Below are 18,090 nucleotides of genomic sequence, written 5' to 3'. Positions count from 1 at the left end.
CTGGTGGCGCATCCCTGATTCGAACAGGGGACCTGCGGATTATGATTCCGTCGCTCTAACCGGCTGAGCTAATGCGCCATCCTATCGTCGCTGCGTGATTTGCATCATCCTCGGGTATTACCCTGGGAACATTCCTACCAAGCCACGTCTGCTGACCTGCTAAGTAAGAAAAGCAACGAAGAAAGAAATTCTAGCACGGAACATTTTTGCAATGCAACTGCCCCCGTGTTTTTTCTTATGCCTTCGCCTCAGTCGTCCCGGGCCAGACGAATGCCGGAGAATTGCCAGCGGGCTTCCGGCGGGAAGAAGTTGCGATAGCTGGGCCGAAGATGGCCGCGAGGGGTGGCGCAGGAGCCGCCGCGCAGCACGAACTGATTGCACATGAATTTGCCGTTGTACTCACCCACGGCTCCCGCATCCGGCTTGAAGCCGGGATAGGCGTCATAGGCACTGGCGGTCCATTCCCAGGTATCGCCATACAACTGCGCGGGCCCATGGGCGCCCAGGCGGGCGGGCGCGGGGCGCGGATCGAGATGGCCATTTTCCAGCAAGTTGGCCCGGCTCGACCAGGCGGTGTCGGGCAACTGCCGGGCCGCGTGCTCCCATTCCGCTTCGCGTGGCAGGCGTACCCGGGCCCAGCGCGCGTACGCATCCGCCTCGTAATAGCTGATGTGGGTCACCGGCGCCTGCAGCTCCAGTTCCTGCATGCCGTGCAGCGTGAAGACGCGCCAGTCATCGCGCTGGCCTTCCCAGTACAAGGGAGCGCGCCAGCCTTCGGCACAGACGCGTTCCCAGCCCAGCGACAGCCACAGCTCGGGCCGCTTGTAGCCGCCGTCGCGGATGAACGCCAGGTACTCATGCTGCGTCACCAGGCGGTTGGCCAGATGGAAAGGGCGCAGCAGCACGTCATGCGCGGGGCCTTCGTTGTCGAAGGCGAAGCCGCCGCCATCATGGCCGACGCGGGTTATGCCGCCGGCGTAATGCGTCCATCCGGCAGGCGTGCCCGGCGGCAGGGCCGGCGAGCCCGACGCCACATAGGCGGGTCGCAATGGATTGGCATACAACAGGTGCTTGAGGTCCGTCAGGATCAGCTCCTGGTGCTGTTGCTCGTGGTTCAAGCCCAATTCGAGCAATGCGTCGAAGGCCGGGTCGTTGCCGCCCAGCCGCGCGATCAGCGCATGCATGGCCTGGTCCACATGCTGGCGGTAGCGCATCACGTCGGCCAGTGGCGGGCGGGTCAGCAGACCGCGTTGCGGTCGCGGGTGCTTGGCGCCGACCGCGTTGTAGTACGAATTGAACAGCATGCGGTACTGCGGATGGAACACTGCGACCTGTGGCGCGAAATGGGACAGCAGAAAGGTCTCGAAGAACCAGGTGGTGTGCGCCAGATGCCATTTGACCGGGCTGCAGTCCGGCATGGACTGCGCCTGGCAGTCCTCGGGGCTCAGCGGCGCCGCGAGCGCCGTGGTGGTGGCGCGCACGGCATCGTAGCGATCATGCTGGCCCGCTTGTCCGGCCGCGTAGGGGCCGCTGGCGGGGTGGGTCAGCAGGCAGGCAGGTTCCATGGCGATCCTCCATTGGCGGGTTGCGGGCGGACGCGTCAGGCGCGGGCACTGAAAACCGAAAACCAGCCGCGCGCATCCGACCAGTGTTCGATGCCGTCGAAGCCCGCGCGACGCAGCAATTCGGCAAAGGCCTGGGGCGCGAACTTGTACGAGTTTTCAGTGTGGATGCGTTCGCCCGGGGCGAAGTGGCGGGCATCGCCGGGCCAGGTGACGGTAACGGCATGGCGCGCTTGCAGGTGCATTTCGATGCGCGAGTGGTCGCTGTTGAACAGCGCCACATGGCGCCAGTCGTCGACGTCGAAATCGCTGCCGAGTACGCCATTGACGTGGCGCAGCAGGTTCAGATTGAAGGCGGCCGTCAGGTGCAGGGCGTCGTCGTAGGCCGGCTCCAGCACCTGTCTGGGCTTGACGCGGTCAACGCCTACCAGCAGCCCGCCGCCGGCGCACTGGCGCCGGATGCGACGCAGCATGGCGAGCGCCGCCGCCGGATCCAGATTGCCGATGCTGGAACCTGGGTAGAAGAACAGGCGTTGCTCGGGAGCGATCTCCGGCGGCAATGCCAGCGCCTGGGAGAAGTCCAACCCGATCGGGCTGATGCGCAGGTCCGGATAGGACAGGCGCAATCTGCGCACGGCTGACTGGAGGTAGTCGACGGAGATGTCGATAGGCACATAGTGGCGTGGCCGCAGGCTGGCGAACAGCCGCTCGGCTTTGGCACAGTCGCCCGCGCCCAGGTCGATCATGGTCTGCACCGGCCCGACACACCGCGCAATATCCTGGCCGTGGCGCTCGAAGATCTCGGCCTCGCAACGGGTCGGGTAATACTCGGGCAACTGGGTGATGGCGGTGAATAGGGATGAGCCGAGCGCGTCGTACAGGAATTTGGGGTCGATATGGGCGGGATTGTCCAGCAAACCGTCGCGCAGCTCTTGCTGTTCGGGACGGGGGGGTGCGAGCGGGGGCGCCAGGAAATGCGGATCGGCACCAGCAGGCAGGGCGGAGGTAGAAACCATGCGTTCAGTTCCTTTGTGAGGCGGGTGAAGCGCATTGCAAAGGCTTATTGTGGCGGCCAGAGGGGTTCCGGTGTCAAGTCTAAGCCGCTGAAATGCAATGGACTTTTACCAAATCGGTCGGTCGAACCTGTGGGCGTCGCCACGGGCGTGGGCCTGTCGGCGTGGGCTGCTCAGCAAGTGCCGCGCCACAGAAATATCGGTTAACGGCTGGTTGCCAAAGCTCGGGCGCGAAACGCCGGGAATGGCCACAATGGGTCATGGCCTGGACGGCAGCCGTTCGGCGAGAATCCGGCGCGCCGTCTGGCCCGCGCCGGCAGCGGCGATGGGCCGTGCCGGCAGGTCCCGTGCAACCCCAAGCAAAAGGAGCGACCATGAATCGAAAGCATCAACGCGCTGAAATGGCCCTGCATCGTGAACGCGTCAACGACAGCTTCCACGAGTTGCTGGCCGGTACCGAGGATCTGCTGCGCTCGACGGCCTCGTATACGGGGTCCGAAATCGAGGCGGCGCGCGCGCGCCTGAAGCAGCAATTGGCCGATGCGCGCGAGTCCGCGGGCGATTGGGAAGGGTTGGCACGGGAGCGGGCTCGCCGCGCCAGGGCCTATGCCGATGAATACGTCCATGAACACGCCTGGAAATCGGTCGGCGTGGCCACGCTGGTGGGGGTGTTGCTGGGCTGCTGCCTGTTGGCCAACCGGCGCTGAGCGCGCGCCATGAGGTCGCCGCCGGCTCCGCCGGGTCTATCGCGCGCGGCGGTCCGCGCGGCGGGCGCCGGCTGGCGGCTCGCATGGCGCGCCGCGGTACTGGCCGGTGGCATCGCGCTGCTTGCCGCCTGTGCCAGTGTGCCGGATGCGCAAGAGCGCGCCGCGCGCCAGGCCCAGGTCGGGTTGTCGGCCGATTCGGCCCGCGACAGCTACCGCCGCGGCCAGGCTATCGCGGCGGATCCACGCAATTCGCGGGATGATTTCCTGGCGCGCCACCTGGCGGTGGAAGAGGCGGTCAGCGGCGCGCCGCTGGTGGCCGGCAATCGCGTGCGCCTGCTGGCCGATGGCCCTGGCACCTATCAGGCCATGCTGCGTTCGATTGCCCAGGCGCGGCGCTATGTCCACATGGAAACCTACATCTTCGATGACGATGAGGAAGGCGCGCGCTTTGCCCAGGCCTTGATCGCGGCCCGGCGCCGCGGCGCCGATGTGGCCTTGATGGTGGATGCGGTGGGTACCATCAATACACCGGATGCGCTCTTCCAGCGCCTGCGCGATGCCGGCGTGCAGGTTGCCGTTTTCAACCCGGTCAGTCCGGTCGGCGGCGGCCGCGCCGGCTGGTCGCCCAATCAGCGCAATCATCGCAAGATCCTGGTGGTGGACGGCAAGGTCGGCTACCTGGGAGGCATCAACGTCAGCGCCGTGTATGCATCATCGCCATCCGGAGGAGGCTCGGCTCCGAGTGGCGCGGATGGCGAACGCACCGATGCCGCCAGCGCGCCCTGGCGCGACACGCATCTGCGCATCGACGGACCGGCCGTGGCGCAACTTGAAGCCGTGATCGAGGCCGGGTGGCGATCCCAGGCGGAGGAACCTTTGCGGGGCGGCGGGGTGGTCATCGCGCCGGCCACGGGGCCGACGCGGGTGCGGATCCTGGCCAACCAGCCCGACCGCGGCGATGGCTATACGGTCTATCTCACGCTCATGTCCGCGTTCGAAAGCGCGCAGCGTTCGATCCACATCACCATGGCTTATTTCGTGCCGGATCCGGCCTTCGTCGATGCCTTGGCGGCCGCGGCGCGGCGCGGTGTGGACGTGGTGCTGGTGTTGCCCGGTTTCAGCGATTCGTCGCTGGTATTGCACGCAGGCCGTTCGCACTACAGCCGGCTGTTGCAGGCCGGCGTGAAGCTCTACGAAAGGCGCGATGCGCTGTTGCATGCCAAGACGGCGGTGGTGGACGGCGTTTGGTCCACGGTCGGATCGAGCAACATGGACTGGCGCAGCTTCGCGTTGAACTACGAGGTCAACGCGGTTGTGCTGGGGGCGGACTTCGGCGCCGAGATGGAGGCGCTGTTCCAGCGCGATGTGGCCGCCTCGGTGCGGATCAGCCCCGAGGCCTGGCGGGCCCGGGGCGTGGATGACCGCTTCATGGAATTCTTTTCGCGGCTGTTCGAGCGCTGGCTGTAGCGCTTGGGCGCGCGGGCGCTCAGGCTGGCGCGGGCCGCGGCGGATGCGCCATGGCATGTTCCTGGGCCAGCGCGGTGCTGATGTCGTGGGTCGGCTGGAACGAGTCGGCGCGTGCCATCGACCAGCCGGTGCGGAACACCTGGTGGCGGAATTCCCCCCGCAGCAGTTCTCCCGGCGCCAGTTCGGGGAACAGGGCCGACAGCAGCCGGATTTCGCTCGGGGAAATGCGGCGGGCGATGTGGTGGGGGCGCAGTTGGCCCGGATGGGTCAGGCCGGCCGCGGCCAGCAGTTCGGCTAGCGCGTGCAGCGTGTTCTTGTGGAAATTGGCCACGCGTTCGGCCTTGTCCGGCACAACCAGGGCGCGCTGGCGCAGCGGATCCTGGGTGGTGACGCCGGTGGGGCACTTGCCGGTGTGGCAAGCCTGGGCCTGGATGCAGCCGATGGCGAACATGAAGCCGCGCGCGGCGTTACACCAGTCGGCGCCCATCGCCATGACGCGGGCCATGTCGAATGCGGTGATGATCTTGCCTGAAGCGCCCAGCTTGATGCGGTCGCGCAGGTTCACGCCGATCAGGGTGTTGTGCACCAGGCGCAGCGCCTCGCGCAGGGGCGTGCCGACGTGGTCGACGAACTCGACCGGCGCGGCGCCGGTGCCGCCTTCGGCGCCGTCCACCACGATGAAGTCGGGCGTGATGCCGGTTTCGAGCATGGCCTTGACGATGGCGAACCACTCCCAGGGATGGCCGACGCAGAATTTGAACCCAACCGGCTTGCCGCCGGACAGCTCGCGCAGGCGCGCCACGAATTTCATCAGGCCGATGGGCGTATCGAAGGCCGAGTGGCTGGCGGGTGAGTTGCAGTCCTGCCACGGGGCCACGCCGCGCGCCTCGGCGATCTCCGGGGTGACCTTGCCCGCCGGCAGGATGCCGCCGTGGCCCGGCTTGGCGCCCTGCGACAACTTGATCTCGATCATCTTGACCTGCGGCGTACAGGCATTCCGGGCAAATGCTTCCTCGGAAAAGGCGCCGTGCTCGTCACGGCAGCCGAAGTAGCCTGATCCGATGTTCCACACCAGGCTGCCGCCCGGTTGGCGATGGTAGCGGCTGATGCCGCCTTCGCCGGTGTCGTGCGCGAAGTCGCCCTGGCGCGCGCCTTCGTTCAGCGCCAGGATGGCGTTGGCCGACAGCGCGCCAAAGCTCATCGCCGAGACGTTGAATGCCGACATCGAATACGGCTGGGTGCAATCCGGGCCGCCGACGGTCACGCGGAAATCGGTGTCGCCGATATGGGTCGGCGACATGGAATGGTTGATCCATTCATAGCGGTCGCCGTATACGTCTTCCTGGGTGCCGAAGGGGCGCTTGTCGATTTCGCGCTTGGCGCGCTGGTACACGATCGAGCGCTGCGCCCGCGAGAACGGCGAAGCCTGTGTGTCGTCCTCCAGGAAGTACTGGCGGATCTCGGGGCGGATGAATTCGAACAGGAAGCGCAGATTGCCCAGCACCGGGTAGTTGCGGCGGATGGCGTGGCGCGTCTGGATCAGGTCGTAGACGCCCAGCAGTCCGAGCAGCACCAGGGGCACGGCGGCCCAAAGCCACCAGTACGAGTGCGTGAACACCAGCGCGGTGCTCGCGACGGCGGCCACCACGGTCAAGATAAAGGCCGTATAGCGGCCGGCGATCCATTGCATGTCCATCTCCGTATTGCGGGATGCAGCAACCATACACCAGGCCAACTGTAAAACCGGTAAACGCGCGGCGTGATGCGGCAATCATCCAGGATTGGTCTGCCATTCCGAAAGCGGCGCCAACGCTGGCGTTGCGGGGAGGCGGATGCGAAAAAGCCCGTCGCAGCGGGCTTTGCTGGAACAGTGTTTTTCAGTAATTGGACGCTGGGGCTGAGGCTTCCGACCGCCGGGCCGAACAGCGGGCTCCGGCAGGCCTGGAATGGTGTTCAGGCGATCGGGTGGGCGCTGATCCAGGCCACCAGCAGGCTGACCGTCAGTACCGAGAGCACGGTGGATACCAGGATCGCGCGGGAGGTGACGCGTGCATCACGGCCATACATCTGCGCAAGCATGAAGGGGCCCGTGCCGATCGGCAGGGCGCTCATCAGTACCGCCGTCCAGGCCCACAGCGGCGGCATGGAAAACACCTGGAATGCCAGCAGCGCGGTCACGGCCGGCTGCAGCAACAGTTTGCCGGCCACCAGTCGCAGCACGCCCGGCCCGGGACTGGCGGTTTCGGTCTGGGCCAGAAACAGGCCGATGGTCACCAGGGCGCAGGGGCTGGCCGAGGCGCCCAGCAGCGAGACATAGCGATCGACCCCCTCGGGCAGCGCCAGGCCCGTGCCGGCCCATGCCAGGCCCAGCACCGGCGCGGCCAGCAGGGGATTGCGCATCAGTGCGCGGCCGACCTTGGCCAGCGTGGCGGCCAGACCCGGGGCCTGCTGGCGGTCGAACTCGATCAGGGCGATAGTGCAGCCGAACAGGACGCTTGCCGTCAGCAGCGTGCTGAAAGCCGCGGGCGCCAGGCTGTCGGCGCCGAACAACGCCAGGCACAGCGGAATGCCCATGTAGCCGGCGTTGGCGTAGGCCGCTGCCAGGCCTTCGATGCCACGATCGGTCAGTCCGCGCGGGCCGTGCTTGCGCGGCAGGAACGCCAGCAGGAAGGTAACGGCGATGCCGCCGGCGAAGGCGCCGGCGAACCCCCAGTGCGCCATGTGCGCCAGATCGACCTGGGTCATGGCGCGGAACAGCAGTGCCGGCAGCGACAGGTAGACCACGTAGCGGTTCAGCGCGTCGGTGGCGCCCGCGCCCAGGATGCGCCAACGCGCCGCCAGCCATCCGGTCAGGATCAGCGCGAAAACCGGCAGGGCGGCGGTGATGACGGCATTCATGGCGGTGACAGGGAAGGGCGCGAAAAGGCGCTCATTCTACTTGCCGCGGCAGGCCGCGGCGGCGCGCCGAACGCGTCACCAGCAGGATGCCCAGCGCAGCCAGCGCCATGCCGGGCCACGCCAGTGACGGGATGGGTTCGTCCAGCACCAGCAAGGCAATGACGGCCGTGGACGGTGGCACCAGGAAAAACAAGGCCGACACGCGCGATGCCTCGCCGTGGCGCAGCATGGCCAGCAGCAGTGTTATCGCGACCAGCGAATTGCCCACCACCAGGTAGGCCAGCGAACCCAGCAGTGGCGCGTTCCATTCGATGCGCATCGGCTCGAGCCAGTAGGCCAGCGGCGCCGTGACCGCCAGGCCCACGGTGTATTGCACCGTGTTGGCGGTAACGGGATGGGTCTGCACGCCGAAGCGCTTTTCGTACAGCGTGCCGCTGGTGATGCAGAGCAGGGCCGCGGCCGCGAACACCAGGCCGAGCGTCGAAGCCAGATCGACCGACGCTTTGGCGACAATGACCAGCGCGGCGCCGGATACCCCCAGTCCCAGCCCCGCCCAGCGTCGCGCGTCGACGCGTTCGTGGGCGATCATTGGTGCCAGCAGCCCGATCAGGATAGGTTGCAGCGAGGTGATCAGCGCCAAGCCACCGGCCGACATGCCGTGTTTGAGTGACAGGTAGGTACAGCAGAAGTAGCCGGCCTGCAGCAGCAGGCCGACCATGGCCAGATGGACCCAGGCGTTGGCGTCCCGGGGCCATGGCGGACGCAACGCCAGCAGGAACGGCGCCAGCAGCGCCACCACGCAGGCATAGCGCAGCGCCAGGAACGTCAGTGGATCGGCGTAGGCCAGTCCCACCTTGAGCACCACGAAACCGCTGGCCCAGAGCAGCAGGAAAAGCACAGGCGCGAATTTCAACCAGGTGGGCGTTGCGGCTTGCGGCATCTCGGAGGTCTGCTGCGGGAATGGGCCAGCCGCGATGGTACGCCTGTTTCGCGGATGCGCCATCCCTGCGAAAATGTCGCAACTGCCTTATCGGCAAGCTGCTGCGCAAGGAAACACAAATGGCTAGCGACAAACCAGTGGTACGTATCACTCTCGGAACCTGGGACCGCCTGCGCGACGACGCCGGGTCGGTCCGTTACGACGTCTTCGTGCGCGAGCAGAGCGTGCCGCCCGAGGTCGAAATGGACGATGATGATGCGGTGTCGGTGCATGCGGTGGCCTATGCCGCCGACGGAACGCCGCTGGGTACCGGCCGCCTGTTGCCCGATGGCCACATCGGCCGCATGGCGGTGCTCAAGCGGGCGCGCGGGCTGGGTGTCGGCGGCCAACTGCTCGATGCCTTGATCGGCCAGGGGCATGGCGACGGCCATCGCATGCTGGTGTTGCATGCCCAGACCCATGCCAAGGGCTTCTACGAGGCCCACGGGTTCCGGGTCGAAGGCGAGGAGTTCATGGAGGCCGGCATCGCGCACGTCGTCATGACGCGGACGCTGGCGTAGGGGGGCTAGCGAAGGGGCGCAATAAAACAGAACCCGGCGCGTCACCTTCACGCGCTGGCGCGTTTCAAAAAAAGCCCTGGCGCGCCGCAAAACAAAAACCCCGCACGCTTTCGCGAACGGGGTTTTTATCGGCGCATCACGACAGGTACCTCGTGATGTAATAATTGGTGCCCAGGAGAGGACTCGAACCTCCACACCTTGCGGCACATGGACCTGAACCATGCGCGTCTACCAATTCCGCCACCTGGGCGCTGATGTTTTACCTTCCGCGTCGCTTTCCAGTTTACGTTCTGTCTTTCGACTTCTTGCTACCGGCTGCGTTTCGTTTCGTGTTCAACAGCAGAGGAACGAGATTATGCATACTTTTTGGGAAGTGTGCAAGTCATGCAGCATTTTTTTCACTTTTTTTTCGATGCGGCCGGCTTCGCTATAGTGTCGCCCCATGTCACGCTCCCTCTGCCTGCGCTGCAAGCGCCCCCGATCCCATTGCCTGTGCGCCCTGATCCCGGCGCTGAGCCCGCGAACCCGCGTGGTGGTGTTGCAGCATCCGAGCGAGGCGCGCCATGCGCTGAATACAGCGCGGCTGGCGGTGTTGGGGCTGGATGGGGCGCGGCGCCTGGTGGGCGAATACTTTCAGCATGAGCAGTGGGCCGAACCCGGCTATGCGCCCTGTGTGTTGTTTCCCGGCGAGGGCGCGGAGGTATTGATGCCGGGGTGCGACATCGCGACGGGCGCGCCGGTGCAATTGATCGTGCCGGACGGCACCTGGACTCATGCGCGCAAGCTGCTGCACATCAATCCCCAACTGGCCGCGTTGCCGCGCGTGATGTTGCCGCCCGGCCTGGCAACGCGTTACCGGGTGCGGCACGCGGACATCCCGGGCGCACTGTCCACCATTGAGGCGGTGACGCATGCGCTCAATGCGCTGGAGGCGCCACGCAATTTCGATGAACTGCTGCGACCGTTCGAGGCCTTGATCGATGGCCAGATCGCGGGGATGGGGGCGGACCTGTATGCGCGCCATCACCTGAACCGCAAGGTGCCGTGGCGCTGAAGGATGTCTTGGTGTGGGCGGCGGGGAAGGGGGGGCGGGACCGCCGCACAAAGCGCAAAGCAAAAGCCCCGAAAATCGCGAGATTTTCGGGGCTTTCAATTTTTTGCCAACACTGCCTGTTTTTATTGCGACGTGATGTCATCGCAAACCCAAACAGCCTCGGCTGAAATTCCGTGGTGCCCAGGAGAGGACTCGAACCTCCACACCTTGCGGCACATGGACCTGAACCATGCGCGTCTACCAATTCCGCCACCTGGGCACTGAGACATTGCAGTCAGAACTTTGTGATACGCTGCCACTTCGATTGCATGAGGTTTTTATTCCCATGTATTCAAAGCGCAATTGCAAAATCACTCTACAATCCGTCTGACCATTTCTGCTTCAGTGTTCAGCCTTGGGCGAACCACAGAAGCTGCGCATTATATACGGAAAAATTAGCTTTGGCAAAACGATCGAATAACGAATCGAACAACAACAGATCCACTCCGTTGCCGGAAGCGCCGCCAGACTTCGATCCCGATGTCCCGTCCCGTGAAGCCATCCTGAAAGCGCTGCGATCCGCGGGGGCGCCGTTGTCTCCGGTGGAGCTGGCCGAGCGCATGGGCGTGGAGCGTCCGGCGACGATGGTGGGATTCGAACGCCGCCTCGGCGCGATGGAGCGCGACGGCCAGCTGATGCCGAACCGCAAGGGTGTGCTGCTGCTGGCCACCAAGCTGGATTTCGTCGCCGGCAAGGTGCTGGGCCACCGTGATGGCTTCGGCTTCCTGTTGCGCGACGACGGCGGGCCGGACCTGTTCCTGTCGCCGCGCGAAATGCTCAAGGTGCTGCACGGCGACCGCGTGCTGGTCAAGCCGTCGGGCGAATACCGCGGCAAGCCGGAAGGCACCATTGTCGAAGTCATCGAGCGCCGCACCAACAAACTGGTGGGCCGCTTCCTGCACGAGCATGGCCTGTCCATCGTGGTGCCGGAAGACCAGCGCATCAAGCACGACATCCTGATTCCGCCCAGCGATACCAATGGTGCCCAGCACGGGCAGGTGGTGTCGGTCGAGATCATGGAGCAGCCCACCCGCCACACGCAACCGCTGGGGCGCGTGGCCGAGGTGCTGGGCGAGATCGACGATCCCGGCATGGAAATCGAGATCGCGGTGCGCAAGTTCGACGTGCCGGTCGAATTTTCCGAGGCGGCGCGCAAGCAGGCCGCCCGGCTGCCGGATGTGGTGCGCAGGACCGACCTGAAAGACCGCGTAGACCTGCGCGATGTGCCGTTGATCACCATCGATGGCGAGGATGCGCGCGATTTCGACGACGCCGTCTACTGCGAGGCGGTGGAGTTGGGCACGGGCCAACGCAAGCGCCCGGGCTGGCGCCTGCTGGTGGCCATCGCCGACGTCAGCCATTACGTGCGGCCCGGCGATGCGCTGGACGACGATGCGCTCGAGCGCGGCACCAGCGTGTATTTTCCGCGCCGGGTCATCCCGATGCTGCCCGAGTCGCTGTCCAACGGCCTGTGCTCGCTGAATCCGGACGTCGATCGCCTGGTGCTGGTGTGTGACATGGTGATCCCGGCCTCGGGCGCCAAGGCCGGGACCGTGACGGCCTATCAGTTCTATAACGCGGTGATGCACTCGCACGCCCGTACCACCTACACCAATATCTGGGCCGCGCTGCAGCAGCCCGGCGGGCCCGCGGCCCATGCCATGCGCGCCGTCATGCCGCAGGTGCAGAATCTGTACGAGCTTTTCCAGTTGCTGTCGCAAAGCCGGAAAAAACGTGGCGCCATTGATTTCGACACGGTCGAGACCAAGATCGTCTGCAATGAATTGGGCCGCATCGAGCAGATCGTGCCTGCGGTGCGCAACGATGCCCACAAGCTGATCGAAGAGTGCATGCTGGCGGCCAATACCTGCGCGGCCGATTTCATGGCGCGCAGCAAGCACCCTGGCCTGTATCGCATCCACGAGGGCCCGACCCCCGAGCGCCTGCAATCGTTGCGCGAATTCCTGCGCACCATGGGCTTGTCGCTGGGCGGGGGCGAAACGCCCACCGCCAAGGACTACGGTGATTTCCTCGACTCGGTGCGCGGGCGTCCCGACTACCAGTTGCTGCAGACCATGTGCCTGCGCTCGATGCAACAGGCCATCTACAGCCCGGACAACCTGGGCCACTTCGGCCTGTCGTATCCCGGCTACAGCCACTTCACTTCGCCGATCCGGCGCTACCCGGACCTGCTCACTCACCGTGTCATCAAGGCGTTGCTGGCCGGCCAGCGCTACGTGCCCAGCCTGGACGACCAGCCGGTGGTGATCGGCCGCACCCAGCGCGAGCACGAGCACGCCATCTGGGAAAAGCTGGGCCTGGTGCTGTCGGCCAGCGAACGCCGCGCCGACGAGGCCTCGCGCGACGTCGAGGCCTGGCTCAAGTGCTGGTTCGTCAAGGAGCGCGTGGGCGAGGACTTCAGCGGCACCGTCACCGGCGTGGCCAGCTTCGGTATCTTCGTCACGCTCGACACGCTGCACGTGGAAGGCCTCGTGCACGTCTCCGAACTGGGCGGCGAGTACTTCCAGTTCAACGACGCGCTGCACGAGTTGCGCGGCGAACGCACCGGCATGCGCTACCGCCTGACCGACAAGGTGCAGGTGCAGGTATCGCGGGTCGATCTGGAAGCCCGCCGGATCGAGTTTCGCCTGGTGCAGGGCACCAGCTTCGACGCCTTGCGCAAGGCCGCCGCGCGAGGGCCGGACGAAGGTCCGCGCCGCGTGAAGAAGGCGGCCGCGCCCAAGCCGGCCGCGCTCAAGGGCCAGACCGCCAAGGAACGGCGCGCCGAGGCCAAGAAGGCTGGCAAGCCCGCCAAGACCGCGCCGCGCACCGCACCAGCCAAGAAGACGGCACGCAAGCGCCACTGACTTGGCGGCTCGTGGCCGCCAGGGCGGGCCGGCGCCGCGTTGCCGCGAGCGTCATTGAAAGCGCCGCGTCCGGCGCGCACGGGCCCGGTGCGCGCCCCATAAGGGGTAACATTGCACCTATGGCCGGCCGTGTCCGGTGGCCCGTCCCGCTCTGGGGCGGGCGTTCGTTTCTCTAAAGGTATTTGCATTTATGGCGTCGACCCAAGTCCTTGCCGGGTTTCACGCGGTTGTCGCGCGGCTGCGCCACGCGCCCGAGTCGATCAAGGAAATCTACGTAGAAGCGTCGCGTCGCGACAAGCGCATGCAGACGTTCATCGAGCAGGTCGAGCGGGCCGGTTGCCGCCTGCACCCGGTTCCGATGGAGCGCCTGGACGGGCTGGCGCGCGGGACCCGCCACCAGGGCGTGGTGGCGCTGGCGGAGGAGCGCCAGTTGGCGGTGGACGTGGACGAAGTGCTCGACGTGATCGAGGGACCGCCGTTGCTGTTGATCCTGGATGGCGTGACGGATCCGCACAACCTTGGCGCCTGCCTGCGCACGGCCGATGCCGCCGGTGTGCACGCCGTGATCGCGCCGCGCGATCGTGCGGTGGGGCTTAACAGCACGGTGCAGCGCGTGGCGTGCGGCGCTGCCGATACCGTGCCGTACCTGATGGTCACCAATCTGGCGCGCACCATGCGCGGCCTGAAGGATCGCGGTGTCTGGCTGGTGGGGACCGACGACCAGGCCACGCAGAGCATGCATCAGGTCGATGCGCGCCAGCCCATGGCGTGGGTCATGGGCGCCGAAGGCGAGGGCATGCGCCGCCTGACGCGCGAGACCTGCGATCAACTGGTCAATATCCCCATGCTGGGCTCGGTCGAGAGCCTGAACGTCAGCGTGGCCAGCGCCGTCTGCCTCTATGAATCCGTGCGCCAGCGTCAAGCCTGAACCCGTACTTCCGTAGACCCTTTCCTTCCCGCGTAGTCCATCATGCACCAGAACGGCTTTACCACCACGATCCTCCATTCCGACCGCCAGCAATCCGTCGAGCACGGAGCGGTGCACAAGCCGATGCATCCCTCATCGGAGTTCGCCTACGCCGATGCGCGCGAGCTGGCGGCGGTGTTCCAGGGCAAGCCGGGCTTCACCTACGCGCGCCAGGGCACGCCGACCACCACGGCGCTGGAGGCCAAGGTCAATCTCATGGAAGGCGGCAAGGGCACGGTGAGCTTCGCCACCGGCATGGCCGCGCTGGCGGCCATTTTCACCACGCTGCTGCGCCGCGGCGACCACCTGGTGTCGAGCCAGTACGTGTTCGGCAACACCAATAGCCTGCTTGGCACGCTGCTGGAGTTGGGGGTGGAGATCACCTTCGTGGACGCGACCGATTCGGCGCAGGTGCGCGCCGCGATCCTGCCCAATACCCGCATGGTGTTCACCGAAACCATCGCCAATCCCGGCACCCAGGTGGCCGACCTGGCGGTCATCGGCGAGATCTGCCGCGAGAAGGGGTTGGTCTATGTGGTCGACAACACGCTGACGTCGCCCTGGATGTTCCGGCCGTCGACGGTGGGCGCCTCGTTGGTGATGAATTCGCTGTCCAAGTACATCGGCGGGCACGGCAATGCGCTGGGCGGCGCCGTTACCGACACCGGCCTGTACGACTGGGCCGATTATTCAAACATCTACGACGCCTATCGCAAGGGCCCTTCCACCAGTTGGGGGCTGACCCAGATCAAGAAGAAAGGCCTGCGCGACATGGGCGGCACGCTCGCGGCCGAGCCCGCGCACCGCATCGCCGTGGGGGCCGAGACGCTGGCCCTGCGCATGGCCAAGCATTGCTCCAATGCGCTGGCGCTGGCACGTTTCCTGCAAGAGCATCGCGGCGTGGCGAAGGTGCATTACCCCGGTCTGGCCAGCCATCCGCAGCATGCGCGCGCCGCGGCGCTGTTCGGCTCGCGCTTTGGCGGCTTGCTGGGTGTTGAGCTGGCCGAAGGCGTGGATTGCTTCGATTTCCTGAACCGCCTGCGCATCGTGCTGATGGCGACTCACCTGGGCGACACGCGCAGCCTGGCGCTGCCGGCGGCGCATACCATCTATTATGAGATGGGCGCCGAGCGGCGCAAGCAGATGGGCATCGCCGACAGCCTGATCCGGGTGTCGGTCGGCATCGAGGATGAGACTGATCTGCTATTTGACTTCGATCAGGCGCTCAACGGCAGCCTGCAGGGATAATCCCACGGGTCCCCGGCGTGGTGCTGCGCCGGCCACAACCCGGACAGGAAGCCATGCTGATACAGATCGCCGAAGTATTCTCCACCGACGAGGCGGCCACGCTGCGCCAACGCCTCGAGGCCGCCGACTGGGTGGATGGCAAGGTCACGGCCGGCCACCAGTCCGCCGCGGTCAAGCACAACCGCCAGTTGTCCGAACAGCATCCGCTGGCGCAGGAACTCGGCAACCTGATCCTGCAGCGCCTGTCCGGCAACAACCTGTTCATGTCGGCGGCGCTGCCACGCAAGATCTTTCCGCCGCTGTTCAATCGCTACGAGGGTGGCGAGACCTTCGGCTATCACGTCGACAACGCGGTGCGCGGCATCGTCGGCACCGCCGAGCGCGTGCGCACGGACCTGTCGGCCACGCTGTTCTTTTCCGAGCCCGACTCGTACGACGGCGGCGAGTTGGTCATCGACGACACCTACGGGCCGCGCAGCGTGAAGCTGCCGGCCGGGCACATGGTGCTGTATCCCGGCACCAGCCTGCACAAGGTCAATCCCGTCACGCGGGGTGCCAGGATCAGTTCGTTCTTCTGGATGCAGAGCCTGGTTCGCGAGGACAGCCAGCGCGCCCTGCTGCTCGACATGGACGTGGCGATCCAGCGCCTGAATCAGGATGCCCAGGGGCATCCATCGATCGTTCAGCTCACAGGCATTTATCACAATTTGCTGCGCCGCTGGGCCGATGTCTGAAGCGCGCCCCAGGGTTTGCAAGGCGCTGTCGCGCAAACCCCGAAATGCGCGTTTATGTTTATTGCGGAAAGGCCTAAAAGCTAGTATTGGTGCGGCTTGACGTGAGGTTTTCGCTTGACAGCCGCTCTACGCCAAGGCCTAATACATGTCTGCGTCGCTGACGGTTCGAGGGCCTTGAAACCCTTGAAACCTAGGCGGCGCAGCAGTTTAAAAGTTGTGCTTTGCAGCGCAAGAAAAAGTTTATCCACTAGTCTGTTCGTCGTTTGTCGGGTCTACGCGCCTAGTCGTGATGTCCAGCATGACAGCCATGATGAACTGCACTCCCGGCAGACTCCATACCTTGTGAGGGGTACACCTGAATGAACAAAACCGAACTCATCGATCACATTGCCAGCAAGGCCGACATCTCCAAGGCTGCCGCCGGTCGTTCGCTTGACGCCCTGATCGGCGCCGTCAAGACCACCCTGAAGAAGGGCGGTACGGTCACCCTGGTGGGCTTCGGCACGTTTGCCGTGTCTGCTCGCGCCGCTCGCACCGGCCGCAACCCGCGCACGGGTGAAACCATCAAGATCAAGAAGGCCAAGGTGCCGAAGTTCCGTCCGGGCAAGGCCCTGAAGGATGCCGTCAACTGAATCGACGGGCAAGGCGGATCGGGCGTGCACGGCACCCCTTGATTTGCCGACGGATACGCGGTCCGGTATACTCCGGCCCGCGTATTGCTTTTGAGTAACCCGGCAGTGTTTTTCCGCATCGCGTTCGCGGCGAGACCACAATCAGACGGGTGCTTAGCTCAGTTGGTAGAGCGGCGCCCTTACAAGGCGTAGGTCACAGGTTCGACCCCTGTAGCACCCACCATCAGCAAGCCGTATCAGAAACCCGCACACGTTACCGTGGCGGGTTTTTTGTTTGCGCGTCTTCCGTGGGGAGGTGTGCGATGGACCTGCCGCTCGCCGGCGCGGACCTTGCCGTCTGGCTGAATGTTATGCTGTTGCAGACGAAATATGACGTGCGAATCATTCGCATTTAAGATATGATGTCTGGCTTGTACCGGTCAGCCGGCGCGCCTTCGTGACGCGTGTTTTCCTGGCTGGCCAGATAAGTTAATGCACCCTGGCTGATTCATGCCTAGCTTTCAACGTGGTCTGAACCCTTCACCGCCATCTTCCCTTGGCATACGCATAGGCGCGGGCCTGGCGGTCGTCGCGCTACACGCCGCGGTGGTGTATGCCATCTACCTGGCTCCCGAGAACCGTCCCGAACTGGAGGAACCCGAGGCCATCATGGTGAGTGTGGTCGAAGCGCCCATTCCCCAGGTTGCCAAAGCCGAGCCGACGCCCGAAGCGCCGCAGCCGGTGGTCGAGCCGCCACCTGAACCGCAGCCCGAGGTCGAACCCGAGCCGGAACCCACGGTGGAACCGGAGCCCGAGCCGGAACCCGAACCCGAGGTGGTCGAAAAGCCGCCGATGCCGGCGCCCAAGCCGAAACCAAAGCCCAAGCCGAAGCCCAAGCCCCAGCCCAAGCAGGAGATCAAGCCCGAGCCCAAGCCCGAGCCGCCCGTCGACACGCCGCCCACCGGCGCACCGGATGGCGCGCAGGCCACGCAGGCGCCGCGCCAGGGGCCGCCACCCGACCAGATCCTGCAGGAAACCCAGATCGAATACCTGGGCGCGCGGCCGATGCCCAATTATCCGATGGCTTCGCGGCGCATGCGGGAAGAGGGCCGGGTGGTGGTGCTGGTGGAAATCAATACGCAAGGGCTGGTCGAGCGGGCCACGATCGATTCGTCGTCGGGCTTTCCCAGGCTGGACGAATCGGCACTGACCGCCGCGCGCAAGGCCCGCATGAAACCCTATAGCCGCAATGGCGTGGCCTATCCCGCCAAAGCAAAGATTCCGTTCGATTTCGTAATGAGGAACTGAGATGTCCAACGCAATGCACAGCGCCACCCTGGTGGCGCAGGCGGCCACCAGCCCGGCAGCGGCTCCGGCGGTCGCGGCGCCCGCCGCTGCCGCCGCGGCGCCCGCCGCCCAGCAA

Annotated in this window: 15 protein-coding genes and 4 tRNA genes; 11 read left to right on the top strand and 8 right to left on the bottom strand. The window is 65.5% G+C overall.

Annotation, left to right across the window (positions count from 1 at the left end):
- Position 1: 1 nt before the first annotated feature.
- The 3 genes from AC6LKG_RS10350 to egtD form a co-directional block, all read right to left on the bottom strand.
- Positions 2-78, bottom strand: a tRNA-Met gene (locus tag AC6LKG_RS10350).
- Positions 79-248: 170 nt separating this feature from the next.
- On the bottom strand, positions 249-1,565 hold the full coding sequence (gene egtB / locus AC6LKG_RS10345) for an ergothioneine biosynthesis protein EgtB (protein ID WP_498164230.1): 1,317 nt from the start codon (positions 1,563-1,565) through the stop codon (positions 249-251).
- Positions 1,566-1,600: 35 nt separating this feature from the next.
- Complete coding sequence (gene egtD / locus AC6LKG_RS10340; protein WP_498164229.1) at positions 1,601-2,578, bottom strand: L-histidine N(alpha)-methyltransferase; 978 nt, start codon at positions 2,576-2,578, stop codon at positions 1,601-1,603.
- Positions 2,579-2,949: 371 nt separating this feature from the next.
- Between egtD and AC6LKG_RS10335 the strand changes: the two genes are divergently transcribed.
- On the top strand, positions 2,950-3,282 hold the full coding sequence (locus tag AC6LKG_RS10335) for an ElaB/YgaM/YqjD family protein (protein ID WP_498164228.1): 333 nt from the start codon (positions 2,950-2,952) through the stop codon (positions 3,280-3,282).
- A 9-nt stretch (positions 3,283-3,291) separates the two neighbouring features.
- Positions 3,292-4,749, top strand: a complete 1,458-nt coding sequence (locus AC6LKG_RS10330) for a phospholipase D-like domain-containing protein (RefSeq protein ID WP_498164227.1) — start codon at positions 3,292-3,294, stop codon at positions 4,747-4,749.
- 19 nt (positions 4,750-4,768) lie between these two features.
- On the opposite strand, the gene AC6LKG_RS10325 is transcribed toward AC6LKG_RS10330, so the two are convergent.
- From AC6LKG_RS10325 to AC6LKG_RS10315, 3 genes are all read right to left on the bottom strand, one after another.
- Positions 4,769-6,439, bottom strand: coding sequence for an FMN-binding glutamate synthase family protein (locus tag AC6LKG_RS10325; RefSeq protein WP_498164226.1), 1,671 nt, complete (start codon positions 6,437-6,439; stop codon positions 4,769-4,771).
- A gap of 263 nt (positions 6,440-6,702) precedes the next feature.
- Positions 6,703-7,647, bottom strand: a complete 945-nt coding sequence (locus AC6LKG_RS10320) for an AEC family transporter (protein WP_498164225.1) — start codon at positions 7,645-7,647, stop codon at positions 6,703-6,705.
- Positions 7,648-7,678: 31 nt separating this feature from the next.
- On the bottom strand, positions 7,679-8,587 hold the full coding sequence (locus tag AC6LKG_RS10315) for a DMT family transporter (protein ID WP_498164224.1): 909 nt from the start codon (positions 8,585-8,587) through the stop codon (positions 7,679-7,681).
- Between the two features lie 119 nt (positions 8,588-8,706).
- Between AC6LKG_RS10315 and AC6LKG_RS10310 the strand changes: the two genes are divergently transcribed.
- The gene (locus tag AC6LKG_RS10310) at positions 8,707-9,147 is read left to right on the top strand and encodes a GNAT family N-acetyltransferase (protein WP_498164223.1); all 441 of its coding nucleotides are present in this window, start codon (positions 8,707-8,709) and stop codon (positions 9,145-9,147) included.
- Positions 9,148-9,312: 165 nt separating this feature from the next.
- Here AC6LKG_RS10310 and AC6LKG_RS10305 read toward each other — a convergent pair.
- Positions 9,313-9,397, bottom strand: a tRNA-Leu gene (locus AC6LKG_RS10305).
- Positions 9,398-9,589: 192 nt separating this feature from the next.
- Between AC6LKG_RS10305 and AC6LKG_RS10300 the strand changes: the two genes are divergently transcribed.
- Positions 9,590-10,201: a tRNA-uridine aminocarboxypropyltransferase gene (locus AC6LKG_RS10300; RefSeq protein ID WP_498164222.1), complete on the top strand. Its 612-nt coding sequence runs from the start codon at positions 9,590-9,592 to the stop codon at positions 10,199-10,201.
- Positions 10,202-10,375: 174 nt separating this feature from the next.
- Here the strand turns inward: AC6LKG_RS10300 and AC6LKG_RS10295 are convergent.
- A tRNA-Leu gene (locus AC6LKG_RS10295) sits at positions 10,376-10,460 on the bottom strand.
- Positions 10,461-10,641: 181 nt separating this feature from the next.
- On the opposite strand from AC6LKG_RS10295, the gene rnr reads away from it, so the two are divergent.
- From rnr to AC6LKG_RS10260, 7 genes are all read left to right on the top strand, one after another.
- On the top strand, positions 10,642-13,107 hold the full coding sequence (rnr, locus tag AC6LKG_RS10290) for a ribonuclease R (protein ID WP_498164221.1): 2,466 nt from the start codon (positions 10,642-10,644) through the stop codon (positions 13,105-13,107).
- A 190-nt stretch (positions 13,108-13,297) separates the two neighbouring features.
- The gene (gene rlmB, locus AC6LKG_RS10285) at positions 13,298-14,035 is read left to right on the top strand and encodes a 23S rRNA (guanosine(2251)-2'-O)-methyltransferase RlmB (protein ID WP_498164220.1); all 738 of its coding nucleotides are present in this window, start codon (positions 13,298-13,300) and stop codon (positions 14,033-14,035) included.
- A gap of 42 nt (positions 14,036-14,077) precedes the next feature.
- The gene (locus AC6LKG_RS10280) at positions 14,078-15,322 is read left to right on the top strand and encodes a cystathionine gamma-synthase family protein (RefSeq protein ID WP_498164219.1); all 1,245 of its coding nucleotides are present in this window, start codon (positions 14,078-14,080) and stop codon (positions 15,320-15,322) included.
- A gap of 53 nt (positions 15,323-15,375) precedes the next feature.
- The gene (locus AC6LKG_RS10275) at positions 15,376-16,056 is read left to right on the top strand and encodes a Fe2+-dependent dioxygenase (protein WP_498164218.1); all 681 of its coding nucleotides are present in this window, start codon (positions 15,376-15,378) and stop codon (positions 16,054-16,056) included.
- Positions 16,057-16,415: 359 nt separating this feature from the next.
- On the top strand, positions 16,416-16,688 hold the full coding sequence (locus AC6LKG_RS10270; RefSeq protein ID WP_003812968.1) for an HU family DNA-binding protein: 273 nt from the start codon (positions 16,416-16,418) through the stop codon (positions 16,686-16,688).
- Positions 16,689-16,835: 147 nt separating this feature from the next.
- Positions 16,836-16,911 (top strand) — tRNA-Val (locus AC6LKG_RS10265).
- Positions 16,912-17,177: 266 nt separating this feature from the next.
- Positions 17,178-17,975, top strand: a complete 798-nt coding sequence (locus tag AC6LKG_RS10260; RefSeq protein ID WP_498164217.1) for an energy transducer TonB — start codon at positions 17,178-17,180, stop codon at positions 17,973-17,975.
- The last annotated feature ends 115 nt before the right edge of the window (positions 17,976-18,090 follow it).

The sequence above is a fragment of the Achromobacter sp. 46006 genome (assembly GCF_059761975.1).
The sequence above is the reverse complement of the archived record's forward strand: the minus strand, read 5'-3'. Positions and strand labels throughout refer to the sequence as shown.

Bases quoted from the DNA above. Each gene is read 5' to 3' on its own strand.
- egtB (WP_498164230.1), bottom strand. From the start codon at position 1,565: ATGGAACCTGCCTGCCTGCTGACCCACCCCGCCAGCGGCCCCTACGCG.
- egtD (WP_498164229.1), bottom strand. From the start codon at position 2,578: ATGGTTTCTACCTCCGCCCTGCCTGCTGGTGCCGATCCGCATTTCCTG.
- AC6LKG_RS10335 (WP_498164228.1), top strand. From the start codon at position 2,950: ATGAATCGAAAGCATCAACGCGCTGAAATGGCCCTGCATCGTGAACGC.
- AC6LKG_RS10330 (WP_498164227.1), top strand. From the start codon at position 3,292: ATGAGGTCGCCGCCGGCTCCGCCGGGTCTATCGCGCGCGGCGGTCCGC.
- AC6LKG_RS10325 (WP_498164226.1), bottom strand. From the start codon at position 6,439: ATGCAATGGATCGCCGGCCGCTATACGGCCTTTATCTTGACCGTGGTG.
- AC6LKG_RS10320 (WP_498164225.1), bottom strand. From the start codon at position 7,647: ATGAATGCCGTCATCACCGCCGCCCTGCCGGTTTTCGCGCTGATCCTG.
- AC6LKG_RS10315 (WP_498164224.1), bottom strand. From the start codon at position 8,587: ATGCCGCAAGCCGCAACGCCCACCTGGTTGAAATTCGCGCCTGTGCTT.
- AC6LKG_RS10310 (WP_498164223.1), top strand. From the start codon at position 8,707: ATGGCTAGCGACAAACCAGTGGTACGTATCACTCTCGGAACCTGGGAC.
- AC6LKG_RS10300 (WP_498164222.1), top strand. From the start codon at position 9,590: ATGTCACGCTCCCTCTGCCTGCGCTGCAAGCGCCCCCGATCCCATTGC.
- rlmB (WP_498164220.1), top strand. From the start codon at position 13,298: ATGGCGTCGACCCAAGTCCTTGCCGGGTTTCACGCGGTTGTCGCGCGG.
- AC6LKG_RS10280 (WP_498164219.1), top strand. From the start codon at position 14,078: ATGCACCAGAACGGCTTTACCACCACGATCCTCCATTCCGACCGCCAG.
- AC6LKG_RS10275 (WP_498164218.1), top strand. From the start codon at position 15,376: ATGCTGATACAGATCGCCGAAGTATTCTCCACCGACGAGGCGGCCACG.
- AC6LKG_RS10270 (WP_003812968.1), top strand. From the start codon at position 16,416: ATGAACAAAACCGAACTCATCGATCACATTGCCAGCAAGGCCGACATC.
- AC6LKG_RS10260 (WP_498164217.1), top strand. From the start codon at position 17,178: ATGCCTAGCTTTCAACGTGGTCTGAACCCTTCACCGCCATCTTCCCTT.